The following is a 15,598-nucleotide window of genomic DNA, read 5'->3' on the forward strand; positions in this document are numbered from 1 at the left end:
CCCATGGAACAGTTCGCCCTCGACGCCGTCGAGCGCCTCACCACCCGGCCGCGGGAGGCGTACGACTCCTTCTCCGTCGCCCCGCTGACCCCGCTGCTCGGCGCCGAGATATCGGGCCTCGACCTGTCCAGGGAGCTGACGCCCCGACAGGAGAAGGAGATCAAACTCGCCTTCCTCACCCACCATGTGCTCGTCTTCCACGACCAGCACCTCACGCCCGAGGACCACAAGCGGTTCGCCCGGCTCTTCGGCCCGCTCCACCCCGACACGCTGCCCGCCGAGGGCTCCGACCCGTACATCCTGGAGATCAGCGCGGACAAGAACTCGCGCGAGGTGGCCGGCAACGGCTGGCACGCCGACGGCACCGCGGATCCCGAGCCGTCCCTCGGCTCGATGCTCCACCTCACCACGATCCCGGAGGGCGGCAGCGGCGGCGACACCCTGTTCGCCAACATGCACCTGGCCTACGACATGCTGTCGCCGTCCATGAAGCAGTTCCTGGACGGCCTGACCGCCGTCCACGACGGGGCGCGCCCCTGGCTGGCGCAGGGGCAGACCCCGCCGCCCGAGTACGACGTTCCGCGCACCGAACACCCCGTCGTGGTCCGCCACCCCGACACCGGTCGCAAACTGCTCTTCGTCAACGCCCCCTACACCTCGCACATCCCCCAGCTGTCGAGCTCCGAGAGCGCCGCCGTCCTCGGCATGCTGTACGAGCACACCGCCCGTACGCCGCTGCTGCACTGCCGGGTCCGCTGGCAGCCGAACACGCTGACGTTCTGGGACAACCGCTGCGTCCAGCACCACGCCGTCTGGGACTACTACCCGCACACCCGCCGCGGCCGACGCGTCGCCATCGACGGCACCAGGCCCCGGGCATGACATCAGATCACCTTGAGACGGACCAGCGCCCCCAGCGTCAGCGCCCCGGGCAGCAGGGGCACCCAGACCGTGATGATCCGGTACGCCAGCACGACCGCCGTCGCCACGGCCACCGGACCGCCCGCCGCCACCAGCGCGACGATCAGCGCCGCCTCCACCGAACCGATGCCGCCCGGCGTGGGCACCATCGCGACGGCCGCCGTCGCCGCCAGATACGCGAGAGCCATGTGCAGGGGCGGCACCGCCAGGTCCATCGCCTGACCGACCGCGGTCAGCCCGGCGGCCTGCAGCAGCGGGAAGGCGAGCGAGCCGCCCCACAGGGCGAGCGCGCGTGCCGGACGGGAGTGCACGGAGCGGGCCTCGCCGAGCGCGGTGCGCAGGAACGAGAACACGGCCCCGCGCAGCCGTCGTACGAGAAGAAGCGTGGCCACCACGGCCAGGAGGACCACGCCCACGGCGAGCAGCAAGGGGCCGATCGCACCGGAGGGCAGCAGGGATCCGAGGTGGAGGGCTCCCGGAAAGGCGATGAGCAGGCCCACCAGCAGGGTCAGCCGGGCGATCGACTCCGCGAGCATGTAGAGGGCGAGCGCGGCGGAGGAACGGGCGAGCGGGACGCCGCACACCGTCATGAAACGCAGATTGACCGCGCTGGCGCCGAGACCCGTCGGCAGCAGATGGTTGGCCGCGCCCGCCGCGAACTGGGTGGCCAGCAGCCGGCGCGCGGGCAGCCGCTGCACGACCGCTCCCTGCCGGGCGGAGGCCGCGGCGACCCAGGTCAGGCAGGTCGCGACGGCCGCCGCCAGCAGCCACGGCCACTCGGCCGAGCGCAGATGGCCGAAGCCCTCGACGAGGACCGACCGATGCCGCACCGCGACCACCAGGACGAGGGCGAGCGGGATCAGGCACAGGACCGACCTGAGCGGGAAGCGTCGGGATCCTTGAGGGAACCCCTGGGGAGGCTTCTGGGGAAGTCGAACCGCTGTCACATCGGGAGAGGTTCTCCACGCCGCGCCAACAGGGGGTTGCGGGCGCGCGTCCGGCGGCTGACGTGCCGGGCAAGGTGCGGGAGGGATCGTCGCCGTCGTGGGTGCCGTCATGGGTTCCTTACTGTGTACTTCGCCGCGTTTCCCGGCGTGTTGCCGCGCGTTTTCCTCCGTGCGCGGGAACTTCGTCCGGGAGCCGTTGACCTCAACGATGCTTGAGGTCCTACGGTCACTTCCATGAGCATGGAGAGCACAGCCTGGACCCAGCTGTACAGCGTCATGAACGCCCAGCAGGAACGCCGCCCCTTCGCCCGCGCGACCCTGCGCCGCATCGCCGCCTTCGCCCGTCCGCACCGCCGCCGTATCGGCCAGTTCGTGGTCCTCAGCGTGCTGACCGCGCTGCTGGCCGTCGCGACGCCGGTGCTCGCGGGGCGCGTCGTGGACGCCATCGTGTCCGACGGCGACGAAAGCACCGTCGTCCGCCTTGCCGTGCTCATCGCACTCATCGCGCTCGCCGAGGCGGCGCTCGGGCTCCTCGGCCGCTGGCTGTCGGCGACGCTCGGCGAGGGGCTGATCCTCGATCTGCGGACCGCTGTGTTCGATCATGTGCAGCGCATGCCGGTCGCGTTCTTCACACGTACCCGTACGGGCGCGCTCGTCAGTCGACTCAACAACGACGTGATCGGCGCCCAACGCGCCTTCAGCAACACACTGTCCGGAGTCGTCAGCAATCTCGTCACCCTGCTGCTCACCCTCGCCGTCATGCTCACCCTGTCCTGGCAGATCACCCTGCTCGCGCTGGTGCTGCTGCCGGTGTTCGTGGTGCCCGCGCGGCGGACGGGCAGCCGGATGGCACGCCTGCAGCGGGAGGCGGCGAACCTGAACGCCTCGATGGGCACCCGGATGACCGAGCGGTTCTCCGCGCCCGGCGCCACGCTCATCAAGCTCTTCGGGCGGCCCGAGGACGAGTCCGCGGAGTTCGCGGCGCGGGCCCGGCGGGTGCGGGACATCGGGGTGCGCACGGCGATGGCGCAGTCGGCGTTCATCACGGCTCTCACGCTGGTCTCCGCCCTGGCCCTCGCGCTCGTGTACGGGCTCGGCGGCTGGTTCGCGCTGCGCGGCACCCTGGAACCGGGTGCCGTCGTCTCACTGGCGCTCCTGCTGACCCGCCTGTACGCGCCGCTCACGTCGCTCGCCGGGGCGCGCGTCGAGGTCATGAGCGCGCTGGTGAGCTTCGAGCGCGTCTTCGAGGTGCTCGACCTCAAGCCGCTCATCGAGGAGAAACCGGACGCCCGTACGCTCCCGGAGGGCCCGGCGGCCGTGGAGTTCGAGGACGTCCGCTTCGCCTACCCCTCCGCCGACAAGGTCTCCCTCGCCTCTCTGGAGGAGGTGGTCGCCCTCGACACCCGGGACGGAGCCGAGGTCCTGCACGGCGTCTCCTTCCGCGCCGAACCCGGCCAGACCGTCGCCCTCGTTGGCTCCTCCGGAGCGGGCAAGTCGACCATCGCCCAACTGCTGCCGCGCCTGTACGACACCGACGAGGGCACGGTCCGCATCGGCGGTGTCGACGTCCGCGACCTGAGCGCCGAGTCGATGCGCGAGACCCTCGGCATGGTCACCCAGGACGGCCACCTCTTCCACGACTCGGTACGCGCCAACCTGCTCCTGGCCCGCCCCTCCGCGACCGAGGACGACCTGTGGGACGTACTGCGCAGGTCCCGACTCGAAGACCTCGTACGCTCCCTGCCGGACGGCCTCGACACCGTGGTCGGCGAGCGCGGCTACCGCCTCTCCGGCGGCGAGCGCCAGCGCATGACCATCGCCCGGCTGCTGCTCGCCCGCCAGCGCGTCGTCATCCTCGACGAGGCCACCGCCCATCTGGACAACACCTCGGAGGCGGCCGTCCAGGAGGCGCTCACCGAGGCGCTGGAAGGGCGGACGGCCGTGGTGATCGCCCACCGGCTGTCGACCGTGCGGTCCGCCGACGCGATCCTCGTCGTGGAGGCCGGGCGGATCGTGGAGCGGGGCACGCACGAGGAGTTGCTCACGGCGGAGGGGCGGTACGCGGAGCTGTACCGGACCCAGTTCAAGAAGGACCGGGAAGTCGGCAAGGACCGGGAAGTCGGTGAGGACCAGCAGGTCGGCAAGGATCGGGAAGTCGGTGAGGACCAGCAGGTCGGTGAGGACCGGGACGGCGTGGCGGAGGTCGTCGTGGTGGGGGAGGCGATCCCGTAGGACCGTGGCCCGACGCTCCGCCCCGCCGGATCACCGGACCCGGCGGGGAAGAACGTGGGCCGTGCCAGCTCCTCCTCGGACAGTGCGGAGAACTGGGCAGCCTCCCGGACGGGAATGAGCTGGTCCAGGGACAGTAACTGTGCGTGTGCCTCGAGGTGGTCGAGCGTTCGCAGCGCCTCGCTGCCGACACCGAGGTGTTCCCGCAGGTGCTTGACGTCGGCGAGCACCACGAGGTGGTCCTGCGCCCGGCTGACCGCGACATTCAGCAGGCGACAGGTCTGCTAGGACCGGCTGATGCCGCGGTGGAAGAAGCCGGGGGACCGGCCGGACCCAGCACTAGTGTCGAGGATGACGACGGGATGCTGGCTGCTCTGGAACTGGCGGATTGTGTCAATATGCCCTCGTAGGACTCACTGGGGGCTCGAGGGCCTGGGACGACCGGCCAGCGGCAGCCCAGCGGCATGCCCTGTGCTCCGCCGAGGGGGGAGACGGCCATCGGCCGATTTGCAGCCCGCTCCCGGAAGTTGATCAGTCCTCGTCGTTGTCTGCCGGGGCGGTGATGAGCGGGATCAGTAGGGGGTGGACCTTGAAACCGGACGCGCGGCCCGGACCGTTTCCGTAGTCAGCTGTGAGGACTGGCACCGCGGAGTCCGGGATGAGCTCCTGTTCGTGCAGGTAACCACTGATTCGCTTGATCGGCTTGGTGAAGCCCCTCAAGCTCCGGTCGTCGTCGTAGTCGCAGATGTCGTAGACGGACGTGGCTTCCACGTGCCCGCCCATCTCGGCCGCGTAGCGAATGACGGCGACACGGTCGCCATAGCCCTCGTACGACAGACCGCGGAAGAGCTCCTCGATTGCCTCGGCGGTCCAGCCGCCGTGCGTGTTCTCGGCCTCAATGCGCTCGACCCGTTCGATGTCCTCGACGGAGCCGGCCTGAAGACTGAGCCGCAGGATGGGGGCGGCAACCTCGAGGAACCGCTTGGGTGACAACAGGAAGAGGCGGCCGCCGGATCGCGCCCGGAGTTCAGCGGTCAGTTCGGGCCGGGGGCCGCGGTTGTTGCCGCGCTCCTTCCGCCACCAGTCCTCCTTGGCGTCCGCAGTAACAAAGAGGATGTCGCACTGGCGCCGGGAGGCTTCGCGCAGGAGTTGTTCCCACACGAAGAAGTCACCGACCGAACCGTCGCCGTCCTTCTTGGCGTCCATGTAACCCGGAGGGACCCGTCGTTGGACGCGGTCCTTCCCCACCTCTGTGAGCTTGGCCGTCTCCTCGGCGGAGAAGGGCGCGCCGACCCGGTGGGCCAGCGCACGTTCCAATCCAGCGATCACCGGATCGGCGCTGGTGTCATGGGTGATGTTCTGCCACTCGCCCTCGCCGACCTCAGTGATCTTCTTCCGTACTTCGTTGAAGACCTCTGTCAGCCGATCACGGAACTCGTCGAACTCCTCATCGCTCAAGGCCACTCGGTTGGCCCAGGTGCGCAGTGTCTGAACCGCCTGCCCGGCGTGCCCACTCATCTCCTGTGCAGCCTTCGTGCTGGTCGACCGTGCATCGGAGATCGTGGTCTCACGGTTCCGCCAGAACTCGGCGAGGACCTGGTGAGGGACCCATAGTCGGTCGCCCAGAGCACCGAGCACCCCCAGCAGGTCGGCACGTGCCTGCTCCGTATACCGGTAGAGGTTGAGTAGCACGTTCGCGTCGGGGGCGACCAGGCCGTCCGTCAGGACGGCGGTGAAGTCCGCCGTCGTCGCGGTGTGAAAGGCTCCGAAATCGTCGAAGAGACCCCGGTCGTCCTTATCGGTCGTCGCGTCGCCGGCCATCGTCGCCCCCGTCTGTACCACGCACGCCTGCCCCCTCGCTGACGCGTCCGACGGCGACCTTAGCGTTTCCAGTGAGGTGCCGGTGGCGGAGAGGCGTAATTTGGCAGCAAGTTCGGTCCCACACTGGGCGGTTGACTGCCTTGCGTGGCTTCAACTCTGGTTGGAGTGGATCAGTCTGAGATGTCGAACAACGACTGCTGTGAGGCTTGGGGGAAGTACGAATTCACCTTCGGCCTCTTCTTCGCGCTTCGGTTGCGGACCCGTGTGGCGCGTGCGCGAGGCGTCTCCTCGCTCGTTTCGTATCCTATGACGACGCCTTAACCCTCGCGGGCACATTGCAGCCCCGGGTCGCGCAGGTCCTCGACGCTCGTGCCCACAGTCCCGACCAGGCCGTGCTTCACCAATTCTGTGAACTGTGAGTTGACGATGTAGCGCCCCACGCGTTCGTAGCTGATGACGCGCCCGTCATTCTTCCCTCGTGTGCACTCGTCGTTCAGCAGAATGCGGGCGTAGGAGAGGGAGGTACATTCCGGGCGCCAGGTCGGACGAAGGGGTCGCCCTGTCCCGCCAGTGTGCGAACTTCAGGAAGCACGAGTCTCGGGAGAGGCGCCATCCGTGAGGGAGCGAGGGCTCGTGACTGAGGCGCGAAACCTTCTCCAAACGGCTCATCTGATCGAGGAGTTGCTTGTCCACCCGGTAGTGCTTTTGTCGTGGTCCAGCCGCTTTACTGGACGAGGACGAAGCTGTGGGTGGGGTGATGATAGTAGATCATGCCCGTACCCAGTCGGTTTTCGACCGGGGTGGCATTGGAGGGCCGTGTCCGGTTCCATCCAGGGTCCTGCGGGTGTATGTGTCGCCCGGCCGGCCCAAGCGGAGTCTTCTCGTTGGAAGGCCAGGGTGATCTCGATATCGAACCGCGGGGCCCTTCGGGCGGTCGTCCCGCGCCGGGGGCATCCTCTGGTCGCCGCAAGGAGGTTCTCTGCTGCGGCTCGTCGACGCAGGGCATGAATGGCGCGGGCAGCGCTGGCGTTTGTTTGACTGTTCGTTGGGAAAGTCGGCAACGGGTCAGAGTGAGTCCTGAAAGACCTGGGGAAGGCTGACCGGATATGCGAATCGTTGTAGTCTGCGGAGACCGCCCTTGACCTGCGTAAAGCGGGCAGGGAGCAGACAAATCGGGAGTGTCTCCATGCTGCGCACCATGTTCAAATCGAAGATCCACCGTGCCACCGTCACCCAGGCCGACCTGCACTACGTCGGGTCCGTCACCATCGACGCCGATCTGTTGGACGCCGCGGATCTGCTGCCGGGTGAGCTCGTGCACATCGTCGACATCACCAACGGCGCCCGCCTGGAGACGTACGTCATCGAGGGTGAGCGCGGTTCCGGGGTCGTCGGGATCAACGGGGCGGCGGCCCATCTCGTGCATCCCGGAGATCTGGTGATCATCATCAGTTACGCTCAGGTCTCCGACGCCGAGGCGCGGGCACTGCGGCCGCGGGTCGTGCACGTGGACCACGACAACCGGATCGTGGCCCTCGGCGCCGATCCGTCCGAGCCGGTGCCGGGCTCGGACCAGGAGCGCAGCCCGCAGGCGGTCACTGTCTGAAACCCCGGGCCCGGGGTGTGGGCCGAGCAAGCAGACGACCTGAGGACGCGAGGAGTGCCCATGAGCGACATAGAGATCCGCGACGACCGTGCGGGCGGCCGCCTTGAGGCGTTCGCCGGGGACGAAGTCGTCGGCCACATCGAGTACTTCGTCCTCGAGGCCCCCGCGCGCACCCTCGTGCCCGTGCACACCATCGTGGAACCCGCACACGAGGGGAAGGGCATCGCCGGCTCCCTCGCCCGTGAGCTGTACGGCATCGCCGCGCGCGAGGGCATCGTGGTCGCGCCCCTGTGCCCGTACGTCGTGAAGTGGGCGGCGCGTCACCCCGAGGAGGCTCCGGCGGCCGACCCGGAGCTGCTGGAGGCGGCGATGGCGTGGCTCGAGGCGCACCCCGGGCGCTTCTGATGAACCGGCCGGGTCCGCTCGCCCTGCTGCACACCTCGCCCCTGCACATCCCCGTCTTCGACGCGCTGCGCGACGAGGACCACGAGGGGCTGGAACTGCGGCACCTGGTGGACGAGGAGCTGCTGGCCCGGGCCCGGCGCGAGAGCCCGGCCGCGGTGGCCGGCGAGGTACGGGCGGCGCTCGACCGGGCCGTCGCGGACGGGGCGCGTGCCGTGTTGTGCACCTGCTCGACCATCGGCGCCGTCGCCGAACAGGCGGGCGCCGGGGTACCCGTGCTCCGGGTGGACCGTCCGATGGCCGCCGCCGCGGTGGCGGCGGGCTCCCGCGTGGTGGTCATGGCGACGTCGGAGAGCACCTTCGAGCCGACGGTCGCCCTCGTCGAGGAGGAGGCCCGCGGCGCCGGGCGCTCCGTACAGGTCCGTACCCTGCTGGTCGACGGGGCGTGGGCCCGTTTCGAGGCGGGCGACATCGACGGCTACGTCCGTGAGGTGGCGGCGGCCGCCGACTCGGTCACCGACGCCGACGCGATCGTCCTCGCCCAGGCGTCCATGGCCCCGGCCGAGCGGCTGACCACGACCGCGGTTCCGGTGCTGTCCAGCCCCCGCCCGGGGCTCGCGGCAGGCGCGCACGCGGTGCGCCACGGGTAGACCGGAAGCCGGGTCCGTCTGGTCCAACCGGTCCGCACCCCGTGCGCGCCGGGGTGACTGGGGGAGCGGTGGCCGGGCACGCGTGGGACAAGTCCAGGGTCGACGTATCGACTGACTGGAGGACACCATGACGCATCCGAATCCTGATCCGGTGAAACCGGGCCCCACGCCCGGGCCGGGCCCCGACCGCCCGCAGCCTTTCCCGGAACCCCACCCCTTCCCGGACCCGACGCCGGACCCGGGTCCCCACCCCGAACCGAAGCCCACCCCTCCGCCGTCCCCGATCCCGAAGCCACCGGGCCCGGAGCCGACCCCACCCGGCCCCGAGCCGACCCCGCCGAGCCCCGGCCCGCCCCCACCGAGCCCCGGCCCGGTGCCGCCGGGCCCCGAGCCGGTTCCGAACCCCGAACCGGGACCTCCGCTCACGTGAAGAGCCGGGCAAACGGGTGAGACGAGGGCACGCAAGAGGCCGTCACGCCCCGGGTTCCCGGGAGGTGACGGCCTCGACGGCGCGGAATGCCCGTGCGCCTGCCTACGCCTCGACCTCCGACCGGTCGCCGCCCCACAGGGTGTGGAACGAGCCCTCCCGGTCGACGCGCCGATACGTGTGCGCCCCGAAGAAGTCCCGCTGCCCCTGCGTCAGGGCGGCGGGCAGCCGCTCGGCGCGCAGCGCGTCGTAGTAGGCGAGGGCCGCGGAGAAACCGGGTGCGGGCACGCCCTGGCGGGTGGCGGCCACCAGGACCTCGCGCCAGTCGTCCTGCGCCGCCGCGATCTCCCGCGCGAACGTCTCGTCGGACAGCAGGCTCGGCAGATCGGGCCGGGCGTCGTACGCGGCGCGGATCCGGTCCAGGAAGGCCGCCCGGATGATGCAGCCGCCGCGCCAGATCGAGGCGATGGCACCGAGGTCGATGTCCCAGTCGTACTGGTCGCTGCCCGCGCTGATCTCGTGGAAGCCCTGCGTGTACGACACGATCTTCGAGGCGTACAGCGCCTGCTCCACCCGGTCCGCGAAGGCCCCCGCCTCCGACTCGCCGAGCGGCTTCGCCTTGGGGCCCGCGAGCCCCCGTGAGGCGGCGCGCAGGTCGGCGTGTCCGGACAGGGAGCGGGCGAAGACCGCCTCCGCGATGCCGGACACCGGGACGCCCAGGTCCAGCGCGATCTGCACGGTCCAGCGGCCCGTGCCCTTCTGCTCCGCGCGGTCCTGGACCACGTCCACGAACGGCTTGCCCGTCGCCGCGTCCACGTGCGACAGGACCTCCGCCGTGATCTCGATCAGGTAGGAGTCGAGCCGGCCGGTGTTCCAGGTGCGGAAGATGTCGGCGATCTGGGCGGGGGAGTACCCGGCGACATCGCGCAGCAGCTGGTAGGCCTCGCCGATCAGCTGCATGTCGGCGTACTCGATGCCGTTGTGCACCATCTTCACGAAGTGCCCGGCGCCGTCGGGACCGCAGTGGGTCACACAGGGGGAGCTGTCCGGCGCCTTCGCGGAGATCTTCTCCAGCATCGGACCGAGCGAGGCGTACGACTCCTTCGAGCCGCCCGGCATGATGCTCGGACCGTTCAGCGCGCCCTCCTCGCCGCCGGAGACGCCCGTACCGACGAAGTGGATGCCCTGACTCCGCAGGTCGCGCTCCCGGCGTCGGGTGTCCTCGAAGTGCGCGTTGCCACCGTCGATGATCATGTCGCCGGGCTCCAGGAGCGGGGCGAACTCCTGGATCACCGCGTCGGTCGGCTCACCGGCCTTCACCATGATCATCAGACGCCGCGGCCGCTCGAGCGCCTCGACGAACTCCTTCGCGGTCTCCGTCGACACGAAGTCGCCCTCGTGGCCGAATTCCTCCACCAGCGCGTGCGTCCGTGCCGAGGTCCTGTTGTGCACGGCGACCGTGTAGCCGTTGCGTGCGAAGTTGCGGGCGAGATTGCGCCCCATGACCGCGAGACCCGTGACGCCGATCTGGGCTGACTTGCTCATACGGTTGGCTCCTAAGAGATCCGGTAAGAGGTCCTGGTATTGGTGGGTATCGGTCGGTGTCGCTGCTGTCGGTGGTCCTGCCGTTCCTGTTCGTCAGTATTCCTCCGGCCATCCTGACGCGTCGGTGAGGGGTACGCAGAGGAACGACCCGCCGCGCGCCCCGGGCGGCGGGGCGGCGCCCGGGGCGCACAGCACGGCCGATTGCGCTCTTGTCATGGCCTGTTCGCGGCGCTTACTTTTGCCCCTCCTGACGCATGTCGAGGGGGCTCCCACATGGCCGTACGCGGCCGGCACCGCCGGTATCAGCCGAACAGGATCAACCGCGCCTCACTCACCGTCACGGCGGGCGGCGCCGGAATGGCACTCCCGCTGATCGGCACCGGCGTCGCGCACGCGGCCGACGTGGACACCTGGAACAAGGTCGCCGCCTGCGAGTCCACCGACAACTGGAGCATCAACACCGGCAACGGCTACTACGGGGGACTGCAGTTCACCCAGTCCACCTGGGAGGCGTACGGGGGTCAGGTCTACGCCCAGCGCGCGGATCAGGCCACCAAGGACCAGCAGATCGCCATCGCCGAGAAGGTGCTCAAGGGCCAGGGGCCCGGTGCCTGGCCGGTCTGTTCGGTGCGCGCCGGTCTCACCAGGGGCGGAGGCACCCCCGCGATCACCCCGGCCGCGGAGCGGACCGGCACCGAGTCCGGCACCTCGCCCCGGACCGGCAAGCGCTCCGTTCGCGACGTCCAGCCGCAGACCACGCCCCAGTCGCGGGCCGGGACCGCCGAGATGTACACCGTGGTCCACGGCGACACACTCTCCGGCATAGCGGGATCCCGCCACGTACAGGGCGGCTGGCAGGCGTTGTACGACACGAACCGCGCGACCGTCGGCTCCGACCCGGACCTGATCCTCCCCGGCCAGCGGCTGAACCTGCGGGGCAAGGGCCAGACACCGGTACACACCGAGAGCACTCCCTCGTCCACGTCGAAGAAGGCGAAGACCTCCGACAAGACGTCTTCGCACAAGACGTCCTCCAAGACGTCCTCGCACAAGACGTCCTCGGACACCGCCAAGAAGACCGACACGCTCGTCGCCCCCGTGCACGCCGCGACCGGCACGCCCTACCGCGCCGCCGGGGCGTCCTGGTCGAAGGGCTACCACACGGGCGTCGACTTCCCGGTGCCCACCGGCACCTCCGTGAAGGCGGTCGCCGCGGGCCAGGTCGTCAGCGCGGGCTGGGGCGGCTCGTTCGGCTACCAGGTGGTGATCCGGCACGCCGACGGCCGGTACACCCAGTACGCCCATCTGTCGGCGATCTCGGTGAAGGACGGGCAGAGCGTGGTCGGCGGACAGCGCATCGGCCGCTCCGGCTCCACGGGCAACAGCACGGGCCCGCATCTGCACTTCGAGGTGCGGACGGGGCCCGGTTTCGGTACGGACATCGACCCGGTCGTCTATCTGAGGGCGGGCGGCGTCAGGATTTGACGCGTGTGCGGTGGTGGTCCAGGAGGGGCGTCGCCACCACGTAGGGCCCGCACAGGGGTCCGAAATAGGCCAGCGGGGGCGGCGCGTCCTCCTCGGACGACTCGGGCGAGTCGGAAGAGCCGGACACGCTCTCCGCGGCCCCCACCGTCACCGGAGCCGGTACGAAGACGTCCTCGCCGCGGTCCGCGCCGAACCCGTCTCCGAGACCCGCGCCGAACCCATCTTCGAGACCCGCGCCGAATCCGTCTCCGACAGCCGCGCCGAACTCATCTTCGAGGCCGGAGCCGAACGCCTCCCCGAGATCCGAGCCGAACGCCTCCCGGAGGCCCACGAACGCTTCCCCGCGGTCCGCGACCGTCGCGGCCTCGTGGACCGGTCCCGTGGACTGCTCCGGCAGCGCGGTGAGCAGCAGTGCCTCGAACGCGGAGTCCGGCGTGGCCGGTTCCGGCTCGGGCTCGGCCGGCGCGGCGGCGGGTGCCGCGACCTCGGCGGTGTGCCGGGCGCTGCCGATCTGCTCGGTCGTGAGCAGGATCAGACCGCCCGCCGCGACGACTCCGCAGGCCAGCGCGAGCACGGTGCCCGTCTCGCCGTAGCGGAAGGTCTCGCCGAACATCGTGATGCCGACGGCGGCGGCCACGACGGGGTTGACGACCGTCAGCGTGGCCAGCGGCGCCGCGAGTCCGCCGCCCCGGTAGGAGGCCTGCGACAGCATCATCCCGGCCGTCGCGAAGACGCCTATGAGGACGAGGCTGGGCAGGTCGGAGAGCGACACCTGGTGCGACCAGTCCACCGCGACGGTCTTGGTGAACACCGAGGACATGCTGAAGGCTATGCCCGCGCCCACCGCGAGCATCACGCTGCGCACGGCCGGGTGCCGGTGCGCGGCGCGTCCCGCCACCATGAACGCCACCACCGCGCCACCGGACACCACGGCCAGGACCGTGCGCTGAGCGGTGCTCAGGGACTGCGAATCGGCCGAGCCGACCAGCGCGAGCAGGACCGCGAGCCCCACCGTCGCCATGATCGCGCCGCGCCAGGCGGTCGCCCCGGCCCTGCGGCCCACGAAGACGGCCGCCATGGGGAGCGCGAACACGATGGTCAGCGCGCCCAGCGGCTGCACCAGGCTCAGCGGGCCGTAAGCGAGCGCCACCACGTGCAGCACCCCACCCAGACCGTTCAGAGCGACGGCCGCCCACCAGCTCGGCCGGCGCAGCGGCGCGTACGTCTGGTCGGGAGAGGTCAGTGCGACCTGCTCCTGGACGATCGCGCCGCCCGCGTACGCAACGGCGGAGACGAACGAGAGCAGGACGGACAGCGCGAGCGCGCTCATGAGTCCCTCCTCTGCGTGCGGCGGGGGCACTGTGCCCGGCGCGGCGAACGATCGGCCTTCATACTCACTACGATGCCTCGCGCATCCCTTCACGTCGTCGTACCTGAGCAGGCAATGAGTCGTACTGCCGATGGAGTACGACTCGCCCCATGTCCTCCCCTGGGTGGGCGACATGAGGAGGAGACCCTCCGGTGAGAACCCCTAGGGGGCTTGGTACTACTGGTTTTCGTGGACCTCGACCCGGAACTTGCGGCGCTCGGCTCGCTCGGCGGCTTCTTCGTACTACGCACCGGCGTACCGCCGCGCGCCCCGCTGCCGACGCTCGCACAGGCGTACGCGTCCCCTCGGGATGATGATCCCAGAGATGTTTCGTCGGATCCTCTGTATTTTCGCGTCCGGAAGGTCGCGGCGAGCCTGCGGGCGCCCGAGGCCCGGATCGCGGTCTCGGTGGCGCAGCAGGGCCTCGCGGCCCGTCTGTGGTCGGTCTCGCTGGGTGCCGCCGCGCTGTACGGGCGGCTGCCCGACCTCGATCCAGGACTGCTGCGGTGGGATCCGGACGGCAGCGCTCCGGACGACCTGTGGCTGTCCGAGGTACGGGCCCTGCCCGTGGCGGCGATCGCAGAGGTCGTACGAGATGGCCACCTCGCCCCGCTGGCGACGGCTCTGCGCTCCCGATACCGCATGTCGGAGGGACTGTTGTGGGGGAACGCGGGCTCGGCGCTCGCGGGTGCCTGGCGTCAGTTGCACCGCTGGGCCGAGGCCAACGGCCGTACGGACGTGGCCGATCGGGCCCGGGCCCTCGCCGCCGACCTGTTCACGCATCCCGACCTGTCCGCGACCGTCGACCCCCGGACCCTGCGCCGCCGCAGCTGCTGCCTCTACTACCGGCTTCCCGGCGAGGGCCTCTGCGGCGACTGCTGTTTCGACCGCCCGCCGGAGCGGACGCGGGGCGGAGTCCCGGGCCGCCGCTGAGAACGGCGGTCTTCCCCAGGCGTCCCTTCTGGGTGACCATGAAGGGCACCAGCCGGTATCCGGTACGACGGGGGGCTCTGCGTGCGAGTGGGACTGCTGACCCGGGAGTACCCGCCGGACGTGTACGGCGGCGCGGGCGTCCATGTGGAGTTCCTCGCACGGGAGTTGCGGACCCTCACGGACCTGGACGTGCACTGCTGGGGCGAGGGCGCCGCGGGCGGCGTCGTACGCCACCGGTCCTGGTCCTCGCTCGACGGCGCCAACGACGCGCTGCGCACGTTCTCCGTGGACCTCGCCATGGCCGCCGCCGTCGAAGGCCGCGAACTCGTCCACTCGCACACCTGGTACGCCAACCTGGCCGGCCACTTCGGCAAGCTTCTGTACGGCATCCCGCACATCATGACCGCCCACTCCCTGGAGCCGCTGCGCCCTTGGAAGGCCGAGCAGCTTGGCGGCGGCTACGCCCTGTCCAGCTGGGCCGAACGCACCGCCATCGAGGCCGCCGACACCGTCGTCGCCGTCTCCGGCGCCATGCGGGAGGACATCCTCACCTGCTATCCCGCCCTGGATCCGGCCAAGGTGCGCGTCGTGCACAACGGCATCGACACCGCCCTCTACCAGCCGGACCACGGCACGGACGTCCTCGAGCGCCTCGGCATCGACACCGCCCGCCCCTACGTCCTGTTCGTCGGCCGCATCACCCGCCAGAAGGGCGTGCCCCACCTGCTGCGCGCGGTACGGGACATCGATCCGGCCGTCCAGGTGGTGCTGTGCGCGGGCGCCCCCGACACCCCCGAGATCGACCGGGAGTTCCGTGACCTGTTCCAGGAACTGAGTGGCGTACGCCAGGGGCTGTACTGGATCCCGCAGATGCTGCCCCGGCCGGACGTCGTCCAACTCCTCACGCACGCCGCCGTCTTCGTCTGCCCCTCGGTGTACGAGCCGCTCGGCATCGTCAACCTGGAGGCGATGGCCTGCGGAACGGCCGTGGTGGCGTCCCGGGTCGGTGGGATACCCGAGGTGGTCGAGGACGGTGTGACGGGTGTTCTGGTGCCGGTCGAGGAGAACTTCGAGGCAGGTCTGGCGCTCGCCCTCGACTCCGTGCTCGCCGACCCCCAGGGCGCTCGGCGGATGGGCGAGGCCGGTCGGGAGCGCGCGGTGAGGGAGTTCGGATGGGACGCGGTGGCCCGGCGGACCGTCCAGCTTTACGAGGAAGTCCTCAAACCGGGGTAACCATCGGACAGGTGTACTTCAGCGACGGGG

The 15,598-nt window shown here is 70.3% G+C and carries 13 protein-coding genes; 9 read left to right on the plus strand and 4 right to left on the minus strand.

Annotation, left to right across the window (positions count from 1 at the left end; all coding sequences use genetic code 11):
* Positions 1-3 precede the first annotated feature (3 nt).
* Entirely contained in the window at positions 4-882 is an 879-nt protein-coding gene (locus OG568_RS41990; RefSeq protein ID WP_329535304.1) for a TauD/TfdA dioxygenase family protein, read from the plus strand.
* 2 nt (positions 883-884) lie between these two features.
* Here the strand turns inward: OG568_RS41990 and OG568_RS41995 are convergent, their stop codons facing one another.
* Positions 885-1,868, minus strand: coding sequence for a lysylphosphatidylglycerol synthase transmembrane domain-containing protein (locus tag OG568_RS41995; protein ID WP_266580426.1), 984 nt, complete (start codon positions 1,866-1,868; stop codon positions 885-887).
* 240 nt (positions 1,869-2,108) lie between these two features.
* On the opposite strand from OG568_RS41995, the gene OG568_RS42000 reads away from it, so the two are divergent.
* Both OG568_RS42000 and OG568_RS42005 read left to right on the plus strand, forming a co-directional pair.
* Positions 2,109-4,100: an ABC transporter ATP-binding protein gene (locus OG568_RS42000; protein ID WP_329536595.1), complete on the plus strand. Its 1,992-nt coding sequence runs from the start codon at positions 2,109-2,111 to the stop codon at positions 4,098-4,100.
* A gap of 143 nt (positions 4,101-4,243) precedes the next feature.
* Positions 4,244-4,507 (plus strand): hypothetical protein, encoded by a 264-nt coding sequence (locus OG568_RS42005; RefSeq protein WP_329535305.1) that lies wholly within the window; start codon positions 4,244-4,246, stop codon positions 4,505-4,507.
* A gap of 121 nt (positions 4,508-4,628) precedes the next feature.
* Here OG568_RS42005 and OG568_RS42010 read toward each other — a convergent pair whose 3' ends face one another.
* Positions 4,629-5,939 carry a PIN domain-containing protein gene (locus OG568_RS42010; RefSeq protein ID WP_329535306.1) on the minus strand — a complete coding sequence of 437 codons (1,311 nt, stop codon included), beginning with the start codon at positions 5,937-5,939 and terminating at the stop codon, positions 4,629-4,631.
* A 1,165-nt stretch (positions 5,940-7,104) separates the two neighbouring features.
* Between OG568_RS42010 and panD the strand changes: the two genes are divergently transcribed.
* Genes panD through OG568_RS42025 form a run of 3 tightly spaced genes read left to right on the plus strand, consistent with a single transcriptional unit; the run spans position 7,105 to position 8,576 of the window.
* Positions 7,105-7,524, plus strand: coding sequence for an aspartate 1-decarboxylase (panD, locus tag OG568_RS42015; RefSeq protein ID WP_097223864.1), 420 nt, complete (start codon positions 7,105-7,107; stop codon positions 7,522-7,524).
* Positions 7,525-7,584: 60 nt separating this feature from the next.
* On the plus strand, positions 7,585-7,929 hold the full coding sequence (locus OG568_RS42020; RefSeq protein ID WP_329535307.1) for a GNAT family N-acetyltransferase: 345 nt from the start codon (positions 7,585-7,587) through the stop codon (positions 7,927-7,929).
* Positions 7,929-8,576, plus strand: a complete 648-nt coding sequence (locus OG568_RS42025; RefSeq protein WP_329535308.1) for an aspartate/glutamate racemase family protein — start codon at positions 7,929-7,931, stop codon at positions 8,574-8,576. The genes OG568_RS42020 and OG568_RS42025 overlap by 1 nt, the downstream gene beginning before the upstream one ends.
* A gap of 532 nt (positions 8,577-9,108) precedes the next feature.
* Here the strand turns inward: OG568_RS42025 and gndA are convergent.
* Positions 9,109-10,548, minus strand: coding sequence for an NADP-dependent phosphogluconate dehydrogenase (gndA, locus tag OG568_RS42030; protein WP_266417404.1), 1,440 nt, complete (start codon positions 10,546-10,548; stop codon positions 9,109-9,111).
* A gap of 273 nt (positions 10,549-10,821) precedes the next feature.
* Here gndA and OG568_RS42035 point away from each other — a divergent pair, with 273 nt between their 5' ends.
* Positions 10,822-12,033: a transglycosylase family protein gene (locus OG568_RS42035; RefSeq protein ID WP_329535309.1), complete on the plus strand. Its 1,212-nt coding sequence runs from the start codon at positions 10,822-10,824 to the stop codon at positions 12,031-12,033.
* On the opposite strand, the gene OG568_RS42040 is transcribed toward OG568_RS42035, so the two are convergent.
* Positions 12,023-13,363 carry a DMT family transporter gene (locus OG568_RS42040; protein ID WP_329535310.1) on the minus strand — a complete coding sequence of 447 codons (1,341 nt, stop codon included), beginning with the start codon at positions 13,361-13,363 and terminating at the stop codon, positions 12,023-12,025. The two genes, OG568_RS42035 and OG568_RS42040, sit on opposite strands and share 11 nt — an antisense overlap.
* Positions 13,364-13,573: 210 nt before the next feature.
* Here OG568_RS42040 and OG568_RS42045 point away from each other — a divergent pair, with 210 nt between their 5' ends.
* Together OG568_RS42045 and glgA are read left to right on the plus strand one after the other, a co-directional pair.
* Entirely contained in the window at positions 13,574-14,335 is a 762-nt protein-coding gene (locus OG568_RS42045; RefSeq protein WP_329535311.1) for a (2Fe-2S)-binding protein, read from the plus strand.
* A gap of 81 nt (positions 14,336-14,416) precedes the next feature.
* Positions 14,417-15,568, plus strand: a complete 1,152-nt coding sequence (glgA, locus tag OG568_RS42050; RefSeq protein WP_329535312.1) for a glycogen synthase — start codon at positions 14,417-14,419, stop codon at positions 15,566-15,568.
* The last annotated feature ends 30 nt before the right edge of the window (positions 15,569-15,598 follow it).

The organism is Streptomyces sp. NBC_01450 (assembly GCF_036227505.1).
GTDB lineage: Bacteria > Actinomycetota > Actinomycetes > Streptomycetales > Streptomycetaceae > Streptomyces.